The sequence below is a fragment of the Saccharopolyspora phatthalungensis genome, assembly GCF_014203395.1.
In the GTDB taxonomy this organism is placed as follows: Bacteria; Actinomycetota; Actinomycetes; order Mycobacteriales; family Pseudonocardiaceae; genus Saccharopolyspora; species Saccharopolyspora phatthalungensis.
This window is the reverse complement of the sequence record NZ_JACHIW010000001.1, coordinates 2,103,317-2,120,280: the sequence shown is the minus strand read 5'-3', so window position 1 is coordinate 2,120,280 and position 16,964 is coordinate 2,103,317. Positions and strand designations below refer to the sequence as shown.

14 protein-coding genes are annotated in these 16,964 nt (G+C 68.2%); 5 read left to right on the top strand and 9 right to left on the bottom strand.

All coding sequences use genetic code 11. The features are described 5' to 3' along the window. Window positions 1-6 precede the first annotated feature (6 nt). The 7 genes from BJ970_RS09425 to BJ970_RS09395 all read right to left on the bottom strand — a co-directional run bounded on the left by BJ970_RS09425 (window position 7) and on the right by BJ970_RS09395 (window position 9,741). Window positions 7-771, bottom strand: coding sequence for an amino acid ABC transporter ATP-binding protein (locus BJ970_RS09425; RefSeq protein WP_281399431.1), 765 nt, complete (start codon window positions 769-771; stop codon window positions 7-9). Then, complete coding sequence (locus BJ970_RS09420; protein WP_184725917.1) at window positions 768-1,613, bottom strand: amino acid ABC transporter permease; 846 nt, start codon at window positions 1,611-1,613, stop codon at window positions 768-770. Before BJ970_RS09420 ends, BJ970_RS09425 begins: the two co-directional genes overlap by 4 nt. An 87-nt stretch (window positions 1,614-1,700) precedes the next feature. After that, window positions 1,701-2,516, bottom strand: coding sequence for a basic amino acid ABC transporter substrate-binding protein (locus BJ970_RS09415; protein WP_312864174.1), 816 nt, complete (start codon window positions 2,514-2,516; stop codon window positions 1,701-1,703). A 782-nt stretch (window positions 2,517-3,298) separates the two neighbouring features. Beyond that, on the bottom strand, window positions 3,299-5,383 hold the full coding sequence (locus BJ970_RS09410; RefSeq protein WP_184725916.1) for a VanW family protein: 2,085 nt from the start codon (window positions 5,381-5,383) through the stop codon (window positions 3,299-3,301). 148 nt (window positions 5,384-5,531) lie between these two features. Then, complete coding sequence (locus BJ970_RS09405) at window positions 5,532-5,852, bottom strand: GroES family chaperonin (protein ID WP_093260968.1); 321 nt, start codon at window positions 5,850-5,852, stop codon at window positions 5,532-5,534. Between the two features lie 1,080 nt (window positions 5,853-6,932). After that, a complete protein-coding gene (locus BJ970_RS09400) occupies window positions 6,933-8,123 on the bottom strand; it encodes an ATP-binding protein (protein ID WP_184725915.1) in 1,191 nt (396 codons plus the stop codon). A 340-nt stretch (window positions 8,124-8,463) separates the two neighbouring features. After that, window positions 8,464-9,741: an acetyl-CoA C-acetyltransferase gene (locus BJ970_RS09395; RefSeq protein ID WP_184725914.1), complete on the bottom strand. Its 1,278-nt coding sequence runs from the start codon at window positions 9,739-9,741 to the stop codon at window positions 8,464-8,466. A 97-nt stretch (window positions 9,742-9,838) separates the two neighbouring features. Here BJ970_RS09395 and BJ970_RS09390 point away from each other — a divergent pair, with 97 nt between their 5' ends. Then, complete coding sequence (locus tag BJ970_RS09390) at window positions 9,839-11,188, top strand: 3-oxoacyl-ACP reductase (protein ID WP_184725913.1); 1,350 nt, start codon at window positions 9,839-9,841, stop codon at window positions 11,186-11,188. A gap of 44 nt (window positions 11,189-11,232) precedes the next feature. After that, a complete protein-coding gene (locus tag BJ970_RS09385; protein ID WP_184725912.1) occupies window positions 11,233-12,060 on the top strand; it encodes a MaoC family dehydratase in 828 nt (275 codons plus the stop codon). 54 nt (window positions 12,061-12,114) lie between these two features. On the opposite strand, the gene BJ970_RS09380 is transcribed toward BJ970_RS09385, so the two are convergent. Further along, on the bottom strand, window positions 12,115-12,768 hold the full coding sequence (locus tag BJ970_RS09380) for a TetR/AcrR family transcriptional regulator (protein WP_184725911.1): 654 nt from the start codon (window positions 12,766-12,768) through the stop codon (window positions 12,115-12,117). 375 nt (window positions 12,769-13,143) lie between these two features. On the opposite strand from BJ970_RS09380, the gene BJ970_RS09375 reads away from it, so the two are divergent. The 3 genes from BJ970_RS09375 to BJ970_RS09365 all read left to right on the top strand — a co-directional run bounded on the left by BJ970_RS09375 (window position 13,144) and on the right by BJ970_RS09365 (window position 15,537). After that, a complete protein-coding gene (locus BJ970_RS09375; RefSeq protein WP_184725910.1) occupies window positions 13,144-13,782 on the top strand; it encodes a DUF4190 domain-containing protein in 639 nt (212 codons plus the stop codon). A 988-nt stretch (window positions 13,783-14,770) separates the two neighbouring features. Next, a complete protein-coding gene (locus BJ970_RS09370; protein ID WP_184725909.1) occupies window positions 14,771-15,025 on the top strand; it encodes a hypothetical protein in 255 nt (84 codons plus the stop codon). 41 nt (window positions 15,026-15,066) lie between these two features. Then, complete coding sequence (locus BJ970_RS09365; RefSeq protein WP_184725908.1) at window positions 15,067-15,537, top strand: pyridoxamine 5'-phosphate oxidase family protein; 471 nt, start codon at window positions 15,067-15,069, stop codon at window positions 15,535-15,537. Window positions 15,538-15,593: 56 nt separating this feature from the next. Here BJ970_RS09365 and BJ970_RS09360 read toward each other — a convergent pair whose 3' ends face one another. Next, window positions 15,594-16,961 carry a dihydrolipoamide acetyltransferase family protein gene (locus BJ970_RS09360; RefSeq protein WP_184725907.1) on the bottom strand — a complete coding sequence of 456 codons (1,368 nt, stop codon included), beginning with the start codon at window positions 16,959-16,961 and terminating at the stop codon, window positions 15,594-15,596. Window positions 16,962-16,964 lie beyond the last annotated feature (3 nt).

The following is a 16,964-nucleotide window of genomic DNA, read 5'->3' as shown; positions in this document are numbered from 1 at the left end:
ATGGCCTCACTCCGGAGCGGGATGGGCGTGGGTGGGATCGAGGACGCGGGCGAGGAAGGTGCGGGTGCGCTCCTCCCTCGGCGCCCCGATGACCTCCGCGGGCGCGCCCTGCTCGACGATCCTGCCGTCGTCCATGAACAGCACCCGGTCGGCCACCTCCCGGGCGAACTGCATTTCGTGGGTGACCACGAGCATCGTCATGCCGTCGTCGGCGAGTTCCCGCATCACGCCCAGCACGTCGCCGACAAGCTCCGGGTCCAGCGCCGAAGTCGGCTCGTCGAACAACATCACCCTCGGGTTCATCGACAGCGCCCGCGCGATCGCGACCCGCTGCTGCTGACCACCGGAGAGCTGGGCCGGCAGCGCGTCGGCCTTCTCCGACAACCCGACCCGCGCCAGGTTCTCCCACGCGATCTTCTCGGCGGCTGCCTTGTCCCGACCCAGCACCTTGCGCTGCGCCACCGTCAGGTTGTCCAGCACGTGCAGGTGCGCGAAAAGGTTGAACTGCTGGAAGACCATGCCGATGTGGCGACGGGCGCCGTCGAGGTCGGTGTCCGGGCCGGTGAGGTCGGTACCGTCCACCACGACCTTGCCCGCGCTCGGCTCCTCCAGCAGGTTCACGCAGCGCAGCAGGGTGGACTTGCCGGACCCGGACGGGCCGATGACGCATACCACCTCGCCGCGGTTGACCTCCAGGTCGATGCCGCGCAGCACCTCCAGCGAGCCGAACGACTTGTCCAGCCCGGAAATCTCGATCATCACGTCGCTCATGCCGCCGCGCCTCCTTGTCCGCCCTTGGCCCGCACGCCGCCGCCGTACTTGCGCTCCAGCAGGTCGGAAACCCGGGAGAGCGGGATCGTGATGATCAGGTAGCAGAGCCCGGCGACCAGCAGCGGCGTCAGCGACGCGTACTCGTTCAGCGCCGCCCGGCCGAACTTGGCCAGCTCGTACTGGTTGCCGGCCAGGCCGAGCAGGTAGATCAGCGAGGAGTCCTTGGTGAGCAGGATCAGCTCGTTGGTCAGCGGCGGCAGGATGATCCGGAACGCCTGCGGCATCACCACGGTGATCATGGTGCGGGTCGGCGACATGCCCAGCGACCGGGCCGCCTCGATCTGACCGCGCGGCACGGCTTGCACGCCCGCCCGGATCGTCTCGGCCATGTAGGCCGCCCCGACGAGGCCGAGCGCGAGCATCGCGGTGGAGTAGATGTCGAACCGCAGCTGGAAGGCGATCGGCACGCCGAAGCCCAGCGCGATGAACACCAGCAGCGCGGGCAGGCCGCGGAACAGTTCGATGTAGCCGGTGGCGATCCACCGGTACGGGGCGACCGGTGACATCTTCATCAGCGCCAGCAGGATGCCCAGCCCGAGGCCGAAGCCAAAGCCCAGGGCGGTGTAGATGATGGTGTTCACCAGCGCCGTGGTGATCACCTCGGGGAACTGCGCGGCGGCCACGTCGATGTTGAAGAACGCGCGCGCGATCGAGCCCCAGTCCGCGACCACTGCCGCGACCAGGATGACCACGACCAGCACGCCGTACTGGATGCCGCGGTTCAACCTGGCGCGCTGTCGCCGACCCAGCCCCGACTTGGGCCGCTCGGTATCGGTTGTCATGGAGTCTCCTGATCAGTGTCCGGGGCCGGCGGTGGAGCACCCGCCGGCCCCGTTGTTGGCAACTGGAGCGCTAAGCCCCGCAGGGCGTCACTGCGGCTTCTTGCCGAACCACTTCTCGTAGATCTTGCCGTACTCGCCGTTCTCTTTGATCTTCTTCAGCGAGGCGTTGACCTGGTCCTTCAGCGCCGTGTTGCCCTTCGCCACGCCGATGCCGTAATGGTCACCGGTGGTGAATTCCGCGGTGATCGCCACCTCGGGGTTGTTCTTGACGTAGTCGGCTAGCACGCTGTTGTCGTTGATCGCCGCGGCGACCTGGCCGGTCTGCACCGCGGTCACCGACAGCGGCAGGTCCTCGAACTGCACGACCTCGTAGCCGTTGGCCGCCTTGTTGTCGTTCGCGTACTGCTCACCGGTGGTCGACAGCTGCACGCCGAGCGTCTTGCCGTGCAGGTCCGCCAGGCCCCGGATGTTCGACTCTTTCTTGGCCAACAGCGCCTGGGTGGCCTCGAAGTACGGGTCGGAGAAGTCGAAGTTCTCCGCCCGGGTGGGCGTGATGCTCATGGCGGCGGCGGCCACGTCGCAGCGCCGGGTGTTGAGGTCCTCACCGGACTGAATGCCCTCGAACGGGGTGTCCACGATCTTCCGCTGCAGGCCCATGTCCTTGGCGATCGAGTCGATCAGATCGACGTCGAAACCGACGACGTTGCCCTGGTCGTGGAACTCGAAGGGCTTGTAGTCCATGTGCGTGCAGGTGGTGAGGTGTCCGGCCTCGATCACCGGGGCACCGCCATTCGCCGTGCCACCGCCGCCGGTGGTGGACTCGGCGCAACCCGCCGCCGCAGCGGTGGCCAAGGCGAGAGCGGGCAGCAGAGCCTTCGCTCGTAGTGTTCTGCGACGCGCCACGATGTCACTCCTAGTAGGCAAGAACGTGCGTGCTCGAATAGTGTCACTCGTTCAGGTGTTATCCCAATGCCGAATATTGCGAATCCATCAAGTTTTCTGGTCGGGCCCGGACGCAGACCGGACGGTAATCGGAAACCTGGCAGGGCAACACCTGGACCACGAAAGGAATTGCGCCGAACCTCCCCTGTTCGTGCGGGTTGTTGCCCGCGGTTGCCGGATGGCCTCAGTCTCAGGTGGTATGTGCCACTGGTCAACAGGGAGCCTCCGGTGCGCGCCGAAGCGCGGTTTCGCGCCTTCTTCGGACGATCACCGCTGGTACACGGAACCGGCCGGGGGTGGGTCACTTTGTCGAGAAATCGCCACTAGCCCATCCGGCGGTTGAGCGAGTCCTTCGATGGCTCTATCCCAACCTCTGCAACGGCGGCTTCGCGCACTGCCATTCGGCGGTCCCTACCGAGAGTCGCGGTAATCAGTGCGCGGAGTCCAAAGCTTCTCTGGCTTTCCGGCTTCTCTCGCTTTCCGGCTTCTCTGGCTTTTCCTGGCTTCTCGATATCCGGAGTACCGGGGTCGGTCGAGGTTCCGTCCGCGCCGCTGGCCGAACCCGAACCACTCGGGGCCTCGGCGGCGCCTCCCGAATTCGTGCTGCCGACCTTGGAACCGACGGCAGTGTCGCCACCGGCATCGCGGCTGGCGGGCTGGGGCTCGGGTAGCGGCGCGATGTCGGCGAAGGCCGGCGAAACAGGGCCCCTCCCGGTGCTTCGGGAAGAGGCCCTGTTTCGTCGTCAGCCGGGCGCCGGGGCAGGTGGCGGTGGAGGCGGAGGTGGCGCGCCGCAGTGGATGATCGGCTGCGGGTCGTACACCGTCCGCTGGTTCTCGGTCTTCACCCGGCCGCTGGACAGGTCCCGGATGGTCCGGGTGTCGGTGACCGTGAAGCCCGGCGCGCCCTTGCTCGGGCTGCACGGTCCGCCCGGCGGCACCACCGTCTCGTGCGGCGGCGTCGGGTTAAGCCGCTCACCGGTCTGCGAGGTCACGTCGAACTGCTTGGTGCCCCAGAACGTCACCGTGATCGACGACGGCGTCCAGCGCGTGGTGATCATGATGCCGCTCTTGGCGACATTCTTGAACTTGACATCGATGACGCTGGCGCCGCTCGGGCTCTGGAACACCGTTGCCTCGCGGCCTGCCGGGTAACGGCTGATGTAGTAGCTGTGCGCCTTGTGCTCGACGTTCTGCATGCCCGCGAAGTACGAGGCGTTGTACAGCGTCGTGGCGAACTGCGAGATGCCGCCGCCGACGGCGCGCGCCGGTCGACCGTCCTCGATGATCCCCGATTCGACGTAGCCCTGCGCGGTGCCGCGGGGCCCGGTGTGGCCGTTGAGGCTGAAAGTCTCGCCCGGCTTGATGATCGCGCCGTTGACCTGCTCGGCGGTCCGCCGGATGTTCACCCCGGATGCGGGCTCGAATCCGCTGGTGGTGAACTCGCCGACCACCTCGCGGATGCCCAGTTGGTTGGCCTGCTCGGTGGAGAACCGGGCCGGCTGATGCACGTAGATCGCCTGCACGGTGCGGTCCTGCGGCTTGCGGAACACCTCCATGATCCGCTCGAAGCTCTTGTTCCAGTCGACGCCGATGCCATCGGTCGACGGCCGGACCACCGGGGCCGCACCCTCCAGCACGATCTCGGCGTCCTTGCCGATCTTGATCGTGTCGCCCAATTGCGGTTCGACGCTGCGGATCGCGGTCGGCAGGTCCAGACCGGCCTTCAACCCACCGGCACCGTCGGGCTCGAACCGCAGCGACGCCGCGATCGCCTCCGGCGCGAAGGTCGCGTTCTTGCCCGCGCCGAGCACCGTCACCGGCGCGGACACCGCGGGCTGCGCGACCTCGCGCAGCGCCTGCTGCACGCCTTCGCGGGTCGTGCTGACCGGCTGCTCGGCATGGGGAACCTGGATGGCGACGTCGTCGGCCCAGTGGGTGAGCACCTCGTCGGCGGTCCGCTGCACGTCGATGGTCTGGCCGGTCAGCGGGTCGACCGCGACCGGTGTCGCGCCTTCGAAGCGGATGGTGCCCTCGGCCGGGGCCCGGTCCAGCTGCGGCCGGAGCTGCTCCAACGCCTGCACCAGCTGCTCCCGGTCGCCGTGGCTGACCGGGGCGACCTCGTGCGTCCCGAACAGCGAAGCGATTCTGGTGAACGGATTCAGCGGCTGACTGCCCGCCTGCTCCACGGTCGCCGTCCAGTCCATCTGCAAACCGACCTGCGCCGGGTTGATCGTGGCGGTGCGATCATCGACCCGCAGTTCGACGGGCTCGTTCAGGCCGGGTTCGAGCTTGTCCCGCAGCAGCCCTTCGGCGGCGGCCGTGTCGAGGCCCCCGATGTCGACGCCGGCCACCACCGTGCCGCGCGGCACCTGGCCGCTGGTGAAGATCAGGTCGCCGACGTAGAGCAGCGCCAGCAGGCCGGCTGCGGCACCGGCCACTACACCGGCCCGGATCAGGCCACGCTGCTTCTTGTCGGCCGCGGACTGCGGCGGGATGACCCCGGACCAGCTCGTCGGTTCGTCGGTGACCCGCGGGATAGCCTGGGTCTCGCCGATGGAGAAGTCGGAGAAGTCCGAGGCGACGGCGGAGATCTGCGCGGTGCGCTCGGCATCGGACTCCGGCTCGGACTGCGGCGGCTCGGACGACCTAAGGGAGACCGACAGGTTCGGCCTCGTGCGCTCCTCGAAGTCGGCATTCACCGGTGGGATCTGGGTGGTCCGCTCGACGCTGCTCTCCGGCTGGACACCGTCGGCAGGACGCTCCCGATCGGTGCGGAACCGCTCGGTCGACGGCTCCGCACCGCTTCGATGATCGTGGTTTTCCGGCACCGCTTCCCCTTCTCATGTCGGTCCTGCGGTGGGGCGCGTGAAGATATCAGGCCGGCGAGGCACGGCCGCTGCACGACGACGAACACCCTCGCACGCTCGGCGGACCGACCGACTGGCCGGGTCCGCTGCCCGACTGGGGGTTTACCGGCTACAGGTACAGCCCAGTGCCCTGCTCGGTGCGCTCGCTGGCCACGGCGTGCAGGTCCCGCTCCCGCATCACCAGGTAGGCCTGGCCCTGGACCTCGACCTCGAACTGCTCGTCGGGGTTGAACAGCACCTGGTCGCCGACCTTCACCGTACGCACGTGACTGCCCACGCCGAAGACCTCGCCCCACAGCAGCCGCTTGGCCACCTGGGCGGTCGCCGGAATCACGATGCCGCCGCTGCTGCGGCGTTCTCCGGACTCCGGAGAGATGCGCACCATGACCCGGTCGTGCAGCATCTGGATTTCGAGCTTGGCATCGGTCACCCGAAAAGTTTACTTGCCGCCACCGGGCGACCAACCGCCCAGGGCATGTGTTGTTGCGCGACTTTCCCGCCAGGCCACCGCGAATCCGCCTGCACGGCTCCCTCGCGAGGACGTAACCGCTGCTCAGGCGCCCGTGACCACTGCGGCTCGCGATAGCACCCCGCCGCGCTCACAGGAATTAGCGCGAAACCCGCCGGTGACGCGGCGTTTCGGCGTGGCCTGCCGCGACCCATGCGGTGAAAGCGTTTCGAATTCGGTCGGGGCTGGAACCGCATTTTCTGGAGTGAGCACTACCGGGCGCGGGTGAAGGTCTTCGTCCGCGCCGAGGCGGCCTGAGCTCCGGTGATGCGGGCGTGTCTTCGCCGGGCCGTGCGCCGAGCACCGCTAATCAGTGACGGTTGCGGTCCATGACGTAGTAGGTGGTGGCCGCCAGGGTGGGGACGAGGGTTCCGATGATGACGATGATGGCTTGCATCTGCGACTCCGCTTCGGGCAACGACGGGTCGCCGCCGCATCCGGGAATAAACCCGGGAGCGACGGGTTGTGAGCTTTGCGTGGGCGATATGCCCAAAACCGGCAGACGCGCCGGAATTGGAAAGCCCCGCGATGCTGCCAGGTCGGGGGTCCGACAGCACCGCGGGGTCATCCTGCATATCGACGGCCAACGGCTTCTCGTTACACGCCCATCGACATGTGTCTTAGGTCACCTTGGATCCGACCGGAATCAGCGACGGTTTGGGCGCATCGGTATCTATACGGATACCTAGCAATTGAGCTAGACGCCGCTAGAAGCAAGTAGCAAAGGCCTCGACAGCTCGGGAAGGTAGCCGGGCAAATGCCCGATGAGCTGCTGCGATCGCCGGAACACACGCCAAGCGACGACCTCTTTGAAGGGTTGCCGGTGCTCGAACCCGCAGCCGTGCGCAACTCGATCTTGCGGACGGCTGTCGGTGCCGTCGTAATGCCGCTCCACGTCCGCCAAGCACCATCTAGGCCGCTGCCGCAGACCGCTGCACGGACGGTCACTTCGTCTTGCTCGCCGTCAATGTCCCCCGGCTCCGCCAACCGCCTCCCCCTGGCTTATTCCTGCGTGAGCAGATAGCGCCCGAAATGCGGCACGGTGAACGCGATCAGGCCACGCTCGCCCGAGTACACCAGGCCCTTCTTGATCAGGCTGTCCCGCGCCGGAGACAGCGAGGAGGGGCGTCGCTCCAGGTACTCCGCGATGGATGCCGTCGGCGCGGGCTCGTCGCGGCCTTCAACGAGTTCCGCCATTGCTCGCAAGTACTCACGCTCGGCGGGCGTGGCCCGTTCGTAGCGAGACCCGAAGAAGCCGACAGCGAGTTCACTCTCCGCCTCCGGGGCGGCCAGCCGCACGTCTTCGTCGCTGATCTCCGCGCGCACCGCCGCATCCCAGGTCGCCTTGCCGTACGCCTGCACGAAATACGGGTAGCCGCCGGAGATCGTGAACAGCGCGTCCAGGGCGTCCGAGGTGATCGCGGCGTCCTCGCGCTCGATGGGGGCGACGACGGCACGGTCGGCGTCCGAGCGGTCCAGGCGGTCTATCCGCACGTAGCGGAACAGCCGCTCGGAATAGGACTTGCTCGCCGAAAGCAGCGCGGGCAGGTGCGGCAGCCCGGCTCCGACGACCACCAGCGGCGCGCCGGATTGGGACAGCTCGTGGCAGGCCGCGCACAACGCCGAAACGTCTGCGGGCTGGACGTCCTGCATCTCGTCGATCAGCAGCGCGATGCCGGTGCCGACGTCCGCGGCGAGCTCGGCGACCTCGGTGAACAGCTCCACCAGGTCGATCTCGATGTCTCCGGAGTCGGCCCGGCCCTGGGCGGCAGGCACGTCGATGCCCGGTTGCCAGCGGTCCCGCAGCTTCGCACCGTCCGGATTGGCCTTCAGCGCGAACGCCTTCAAAACGGCGAGGACTTCCTCGACACGGTCCGGCGCGCGGTGCCGGACGGCGAGGTCGCGGATCGCGCGGTGCAGCGCCGCGGACAGCGGACGGCGCAATCCGGCCTCCGGGCGGGCCTCCACCTTGCCCGCGCCCCAGCCGCGCCGGACCGCCATTGACCGCAGCTCGGCGAGCAGCACCGTCTTGCCGACGCCGCGCAGTCCGGCGAGCACCAGGCTGCGTTCCGGGCGGCCGCGAGCGACTCGTTCCAGCACGACTTCGAAGGCGTCTACCTCGCGATCCCGGCCGGCCAGTTCGGGCGGCCGCTGTCCGGCACCGGGGGCGAAGGGATTGCGGACCGGGTCCATTCCTCGGACTGTATCCAGTCGTCTAGCGCTGATTCGATATTCCGCGAGAAACCGCGATGGGCGTGTTCCCGTCCCGGCACCGAAGTCGGCGGTGTGGCCGGGCACCGGTCAGCGCTGCCCGAATCCCGTCGGACGGCACGCATGTCCACGACTAACGGCATTCGTGCTTATTCACCCATCTAGCGAAATTGCTATACAGGGCGATTCTTTCGGATGCGGCGACGTTCGAACCGGTCGATGCCGAGACGCGTTTACCTCTGCGCGGCGGCGGTGCTCGACGGGCTGCGGCGGAGGGCGAGTCAGACCCCGAATTCGCTTGAAGTTGGGATCTTTCTTGGCGTCAGCGTTCGAGGATGGCCGTGATGCCTTGGCCGCCCGCCGCACAGATGGAGATCAGGCCCCGGCCGGAGCCCTTCTCCGCGAGCAGTTTCGCCAGGGTCGCCACGATGCGGCCGCCCGTCGCCGCGAAGGGGTGCCCGGCGGCCAGGGACGAACCGTTGACGTTGAGCTTCGCCGGGTCGATCTCGCCCAGCGGTTGGTCCCGGCCGAGGCGGTCCTTGCAGAACTCCGGGTCCTGCCAGGCCTTCAGGGTCGCCAGCACCTGCGAGGCGAACGCCTCGTGCACCTCGTAGAAGTGGAAGTCGCCCAGTTCCAAGCCTGCCCGGTCGAGCAGCTTCGGCACCGCATAGGCCGGAGCCATCAGCAGGCCGTCTTCGCCGCTGACGTAGTCGACCGCGCCGGACACCACGTCACCGAGATAGGCCAGCACCGGGAGCCGACGCTGCTCGGCCCACTCCTCGCTGGCCAGCAGCACGGTCGATGCACCGTCGGTCAGCGGCGTCGAGTTGCCCGCCGTCATGGTGGCGCCCTCGCCGCGGCCGAACACCGGCTTGAGCTTGGCGAGTTTGTCCGCCGAGCTGTCCGCCCGCAGGTTCTGGTCCCGGGCCTGGCCGAGGAACGACGTCATCAGGTCGTCGAAGAAGCCCCGGTCGTAAGCGGCGGCGAGCCGCTGGTGGCTGCGCGCGGCCAGCTCGTCCTGCGCCTCGCGGCTGATCTCCCAGGCCAGCGCGGTCTTCGCCGCGTGCTCGCCCATCGACAGCCCGGTGCGCGGTTCGGCGTTGCGCGGGATCTCCGGCACGAGGTGCTGCGGCCGGATACCGGTCAGCGCCTTCAACCGCCCGGCCGCGGACTTGGCGTGGTTTGCCCGCAGCAGGACGCGGCGCAGGTCGTCGTTGAGGGCGATCGGCGCGTCGCTGGCCGAGTCCACCCCGCCGGCGATGCCGGCGTCGAGCTGGCCGAGGGCGATCTTGTTCGCCACCGACACGACGCTCTCCAACCCGGTCGCGCAGGCCATCTGCACGTCGTGAGCGGGGGTGCGGGGGTCGAGCCGGGAGCCCAGCACCGTCTCGCGGGCAAGGTTGAAATCGCGGCTGTGCTTCAGCACCGCCCCGGCGACGAACTCGCCGAGCAGCTCGCCCTGTAGCCCGAACCGCGCGATCAGCCCGTCCAGGGCCGCGGTGAGCATGTCCCGATTGGAAGCGCGGGCGTAGGGGCCACCGGACCGGGCGAACGGAATCCGGTTGCCGCCGATGATCGCTACTCGGCGAACGGTGCCCATTGCCTGACTCCCTCCCTCTGGCAACCCAACCTACCCGCCGGTAGGTTGGGCGTCGAGCGACAGTCGAACTTCGCGTCCAGTCTCGCGGGAGTGTCCAATGGCCGACCGGTACCAGCAGTTCACCCTGTCCCCGATCGGGCGGCAAGTCGTCAAGCGGCTCGGCCTGCCCGCGCCGACCCCGCTGCGCCGCTACCGACCCGGCGATCCCCTGGTCAGCGGCCCGCTACTGGTCGGCACCGCCGCCGGCGCCCAGCTCGGCGACGCGATCGCGGCCCTCCTCCAGAACGTCCGGGCCCAGGTCCACCGCGCACCCGTCGAAGGCGAGCGCTACTCGGCGCTGATCTTCGACGCGACCGGCATCGCCAGCAGCTCACAACTGCGCGAACTTTATGAGTTCTTCGGCCCGGCGATCCGGCAGACCGACCGCTGCGGCCGGGTGATCGTGCTCGGCACCCCGCCCGAAACGCATCACGATCCGCACGCGCGCACCGCGCAACGCGCGCTCGAAGGATTCGTCCGCACTGCGGGCAAGGAGCTCAAGCGCGGCGCGACCGCGCAGCTGGTCTACGTTGCCGAAGGTGCCGAGAACGCGCTCGACTCGACGCTGCGGTTCCTGCTCTCGGCCAAGTCCGCGTATGTCTCCGGGCAGGTGATCCGGATCAGCCCGGCCGAGGCATCCGGCGGAATCGCAGCCGTCGACTGGAAACGCCCGCTGCGCGACAAGATCGCCCTGGTGACCGGCGCGGCGCGAGGCATCGGCGAGGCGATCGCGGAGACCCTCGCGCGTGACGGCGCGCACGTGGTGTGCCTGGACGTTCCCGCGCAGGGCGGCGATCTGGCCAAGGTCGCCAACCGCATCGGCGGCTCGACATTGCAGCTGGACATCACCGCCGAAAACGCTGCTGAGCGCATCGCCGAGCACTTCGCGCAACGCCACGACGGCCTCGACATCGTGGTGCACAACGCGGGCATCACCCGCGACAAGACGATCGGCCGGATGACCTCGCAGCAGTGGGACGCGGTGCTCGCGGTGAACCTGACGGCGCAGGAACGGATCGACGAACTCCTACTCAAGTCCGGCTCCCCGCTGCGGCCAGGTGGGCGGATCATCGGTGTCGCCTCGATCAGCGGCATAGCCGGCAACGTCGGGCAGGCCAACTACGCGACGTCCAAGGCCGGGGTGATCGGGCACGTGCAGTCGGTCGCCGGAATCGCGGCGACATGCGGCGCCACGATCAACGCGGTCGCGCCGGGCTTCATCGAAACGAAGATGACCGCGGCCGTTCCGCTGTTCGTACGCGAAGCGGGGCGGCGGATGAACAGCATGTCCCAAGGCGGCCTGCCGGTGGACGTCGCGGAGACCGTCGCCTGGTACGCCAACCCGGCATCGGCCGGGGTGAACGGCAACGTGGTGCGGGTCTGCGGACAGAGCATGCTCGGCGCCTGACCGGTCGTGTGCACTCACACCTCCCCGACGGAACGGAACTTGCGATGCCGGAAGTGACCACCGCGCCGAAGCTCTCCGCGCTGTACCTCAAGGCGGTCGCAACCGGGCCGAGCCGACGCGGCGACCGGTTGCCGGACACCGAGTACCTGCGGCGCGACATCGAAATCGACCACGACCAACTCGCGGAGTACAACCGGGTGTGCGGTTTCGGATTACGCGACGAGTTGCCGATCACCTACCCGCACGTGCTGGCCTTCGGCCTCTCGATGCGGCTGATGACCGACCCGGGTTTCCCGTTCCCGCTGGTCGGCCTGGTGCACGTGGTCAACACGATTCGTCAGGAGCGCCCGCTGCTGGTGACCGACACGCTGACGCAGCGGGTTCGGATGGCCAACCTGCGCCCGCACCCGAAGGGGCGGCAATTCGACGTCATCACCGAGACCAGCGTGGGCGACGAGGTGGTGTGGCGGGAGGTCAGCACCTATCTGCGACGCGGCGGGGCGTCCGGGAAGGCGGAGCGGCGGGCCGATGCCGCCGGGGAGCCGACGGCGACGTGGCGGGTACCTGGGGACACCGGGCGGCGGTACGCGGCGGTGTCCGGGGATCGCAACCCGATCCACCTGCACCCCTTGGCGGCCAAGGCGTTCGGGTTCTCGCGGGCGATCGCGCACGGCATGTGGTCGAAGGCCCGCTGCCTGGCGGCGTTCGCGGAGCGGCTGCCGGAGGCGTACGCGGTGGACGTCGCGTTCCGGAAGCCGCTGCTGCTGCCGTCCACTGTCGACTTCGCGACGCGCCCGTGGGACACCGGCCGGGTCTTCGCCCTGCGCGCCCGCTGCGGCAAACCCCACCTGCTGGGCTCCGTGCGCTGGTGACTCAGCGATTTCAATTTGGAAATCAACGTGCCGGTTTCCGTGGAAATCGCCCACTCACGAGCCGGGGGTCCAGGAGCGGCCTTCGACGAGGTCGCCGAAGCCCATCCAGACCATGTTCATCAGGCGCATCGCCATCCCGTCGGCGGTGTGCGCGGGGTGGTGGAACCACCACTCCACCAGCGCCTCACCGGCCCCGACCAGCGCCGCCGCGAACGGCTCGGTCTGCTCTGGCTGCATGGGCTGTGCCGAACCCTCGGTCGCCTGCGCCAGCAGTACGGCGATCACGGCCGTCGCCCGCTCTTGCGATTCCGCCAGCTCCGTGACGAACGGCTCGCCCTGCACGTTGGCCTGCCGGTGCAATACTGCCCAGCCTGCCTGATTGCGCTGCACGTACTCGAAGAACACCCGCAGGCCGCGCCACAACTGCTCGGCCGGGCTCAGCCCGGTTTCCACCGCGACGCTGATCGCTTCGATCAAGCGGGTGGCCTCCCGCCGGATGCAGGCCACGAACAGTTCATCCTTAGCACCCAGGTAGGCGTAGAGCATCGGCTTTGAGATGCCCGCGACCTCCGAGATCTCGTCCATCGATGCGGTGTGGAAACCCCGGGTGCCGAACACCTCGACCGCAGCGTCCAGGATCTGCCGCTCGCGAACCGCCCTTGGCAGGCGCCGCGACCGGGGGCGGCCGTTGTCCTGAGGATCGACCATTTCACCTCTTACGCTGGTCTTTTCGGGTCAGGCTAGATCAGATCCCGGCGGTTCTGCCTGCTTGGCTTCAAACCTACTCAAAAGTAGATTTACTCGTGAGTAGGTGATGGCGGATTCACCGAAAACGTCGTCAAGAAGGCACGCCCCAAGATCGGCGCCAAGACGCAACGGCACGGATTCGGCCGGTGTGCACGCCAGCGTCCGCGAGCTAGACAAGCCCCCAACCCGTCACTACTGCTGACCGCGTTGAGGCTCGCCCATTCGTCTGGAATGCCGTGCCCTAGTTCACTCGGATGGGGGGGCAACCAAACCAGCCCATCCGGCGATACATGGATCGCTGGTCCGACCAAGCCACAACCGAAAAACGGAGTAGCCATGACAACGCAGCAGCCCATCTACCAGCCAGCATCCCCGCCCAAACGCGGCGCAGGGCTGGCCATCACTGGGCTCGTGCTCGGCCTATGTGCCCTGTTGTTCAGCCTGATTCCCCTTATCGGCGTCATCGCGTGGGTACTCGCCCCGCTCGGCCTGATCTTCGGGATCATCGGGCTGCGCGCCCACAAGGGCATGGCGATCACCGGTATCGCCACCAGCACAGTCGCCCTGATCATCTGCGTCGCATGGCTCGGCTCGCTCGCGTCGTCGGTGTCGGAACTCCCTAAGCCGCCCGCAGCTCCGGCAGGAGAGTCCGCACCAGCAGGCATTCCTGGCGTGGCCGATGGAAACGCCCTCGCCGACGTCAAGGTCACTTCGTGCAAGGTCGACTCCAACCGGTACTTCCCGAGCGTCAAGGCGCAGGTGGAGATCGTCAACAGCAGCAAGGACCTGGCTTCCTACACCGCCACCGTCGCCGCGGACGCCGCCGACGGCTCCCGACTCGGTGAAGGCCCGGTGTTCTCGTCGAAGCTCCAGCCCGGCCAGAAAACCACTCAAGAAACCGTGATCATGCTCAACGACAAGCAGTCCGGCAACGTGACGTGCTCGGTGGTGTCGGCGAACCGACTGCCGTTCTGACGCCCTAGACCACGCGCAGCGTGAAGGCGCTCCTTCGGTTACCCGCCGAAGGGGCGCCTTCGCGTATCGCGACCGAAGTGTCAGGCAGCCGCGCTAGATTCGTTACCGCCAGGCAGCTTATGCCCAGAAACAACCGCGGAGAGTAGAGAACCCACTGGCATCCGCGGATTCAGGCGGGTCGCCATCACCGACGAACTACGCGCCCAGCGACAGCGCCGTCGGGTAGCCCGGTTCCCGCGATCATGCGGGTGTCGCGGGTCGTGGGAGGAGTTCCGACCCGCGACACCGGGGCTCACTGCGACCGAGTTACGAATGCGCCGTCGAGGGTGCCGCCGGAACAGGCGAAGCTTTCGAACCCGACCCGCGACGACGCGCCACGTCGTGCCCCGGCCGCGCCTCGATGGTCAATGCCGCCGCATGACCAACGCCGCCCGGATACGTCGATCAGGCGACTTAACGTCAGAAAGAAAGCCGTGGCGGGGCGTGATCGATGAAACCTGGAACGTGACCCGATCGGTCGGTTCGCAGTAACCGGAAGGGGGTGCGGGCCATCGGCGCGGGCCCCGATCTCGGCGGGCTGTGCAGGCCCGTCGGCCACTGGTCGGGGCCGGGGATTCACCTTCACCGGGGTGTCCGAATGACGCGGTTGACGATGGTTTGCCCGGATTTGCACAGTGGCGATCGCCACGGTGCGGAATTGCACAAAGCGCTCACGGGTTGAAGGCTGAAGGGGCACGATTCCGAAGGCCCTTGCATAGCCCGGCCTGCGCAGGGGCACCATTAACGCTCGTCCGAACGGATGAACGTCAGCGTCGGCGGATCAGCATCCAACCCGGCGCGCGTCACATCGACGCGGGACAGGCAAGTGTGGCGCCTGTGCCGCGCTGAGCGAGCTCTGCGGGGAGGGCTCGGAACGGGATGCGGTGGGCGACGGCGTTGCCCGCGGCGGCCCGGCCACAGCTTCGAGAGTGAACGGGAGGGCGAAGCGGTGAAGAAGACCACCCCTGACCTGGAGACACCGATCTTCCGGGAACTGAACAAAGAGCTCGGCGAGCTGCCCGAGATCGACATTCACGACTTCGACAAGCACGCGTTCGACTTCCTCCGCGAGTACGACGAGCAGAGGTCCACGGCGGACGAGTCCGCCGCAACCGCAACGACGGCGGCCACCGAGAAGGCCAAGCCGGTCGCGGCATCGACGGGCAGCTCCAGGCGCGGGGGTCGGCGCCGCAAGGGGGACTGATCAACCTGGCGCTGTCGGTGACGCATGCCACTATGACGCGCATGACGACGTGGCAGGAATTCGCCGCAGAAGCCCCTGAACTAGCGAAAACCGTCCGGGTGCGGCTGAAGGCCGCCAAGCACCACGTGCTGGCGACCCTGCGCCTGGACGGTTCGCCGCGGGTCAGCGGCACCGAGGTCGCCTGGCGCGGCCCGGACTTGACCCTGGGCTCGATGCCGGGTGCCAGGAAGGCGCTGGACCTGCGTCGAGATCCCCGGTTCGCGCTGCACGGTAATCCCGGCGACGGCTCGATGATGGCCCCGGACGTCAAGCTCGCGGGCCGGGCGGTCGAGGTCACCGGCGACGAACAACGGGCCTGGGTCGCCGAGGTCAAGCCGCCGAGCGAGGACTCACACCTCTTCCGCCTAGAGCTCACCGAGGTGACGACCACGGGCGTCTCGGCGGACCAGACCCATCTGATCATCCAGCACTGGACCCCGACCGAGGGCACCCGCGTTTTCACTCGCAAATAGAGCCCGAGTAGGCGGAGCACCGGTCACTGCTTGGTTGCGGGTGCCCCGCAGCTCGATCAGTAAGTGATGGCCATGCTGGGGTTGGCCAGGAGGCTGCCGACGTCGGCCAGGAACTGGGAGCCCTGCTGGCCGTCGACCACCCGATGGTCGAAGCTCAGCGCCAGCTGGCAGACCTTGCGGGGCACCACCTGGCCGTCCACCACCCACGGCATGTCGCGGATCGCGCCGAGCGCGAGGATCGCCGACTCGCCGGGGTTGAGGATCGGAGTCCCGGTGTCGACGCCGAACACGCCCACGTTGCTGATCGTGATGGTGCCGCCCACCATCTCCGCCGGGGTCGTCTTGCCGTCGCGCGCTGTGATGGCGAGTTGCTCCAGCGACTCTGCCAGCTCCTTCAGGGACATCCGGTCGGCGTCGCGGACCTTAGGCACCACCAAGCCGCGCGGCGTGGCCGCCGCGATGCCCAGGTGCACGTAGTCCTTGTAGACGATCTCGCCGGCCGGCTCGTCCCAGGTCGCGTTCACATCCGGGGTCCGGCGGACGGCGAGGCACACGGCCTTCGCCGCGAACGCCAGCGGCGTGATCTTGACGCCGTGGAACTCCGGCTGCGACTTCAGGTGCTCCCGCAGCTCCATCATCGGCGTGACGTCGACAGTGAGGAACTCGGTGACATGCGGGGCGGTGAACGCACTTTCCAACATCGCCTGCGCGGTCGCCTTGCGGACGCCCTTGACCGGCACCCGCCGCTCCCGTCCGGCCGGTGCTTCGGCGACGCCCCTAGTCAGGCCGGTGGCCGCACCACCGGCGGCAGACTGCACGTCCTCGCGGGTGATCACGCCCCCGGATCCGGAACCGATCAGCGCGTGCAGGTCCACCCCGAGATCTTTGGCCAGCTTCCGCACCGGCGGCTTCGCCAGCGGCACGTAACCGCCCTGCTGCACTGCAACAACCGGCTCGGGTGCAGGGACGGCCCGCTCGGGCGCAACCTCCACGGCCGGCACCCGGGCCTGCGGGACCTGCACGGCCGCGGGCTCCGCACCGGCCCGGCCCTTGCGCGGGCGGCGTTTCGCGCTCGCCGTGCGCGGGCCGTAGCCGACCAGCGTGGCGACGCGGCCATTGGACTCTTCGCCGATCTTGCCGGGCCCTGCCTCGGCGGCCTCCGGAGCCGCGTCCTCGGCCGTGCCCGCCAGGTCGATCGTCACGATCGGCGATCCGACCTCGATGGTCTGCCCCGGCTCGACGAGCAGCTCGCGCACCGTGCCGGCCCACGGGCAGGGCAGCTCGACGGAGGCCTTGGCCGTTTCGATTTCGACGATCACCTGGTTGACGGTGACCGTGTCACCGGGCTGGACGCGCCAGCCGAGGATTTCCGCTTCTCTCAGCCCCTCGCCGACGTCGGGCAGCGGGAAGTGCTTGAGTGCCATCGA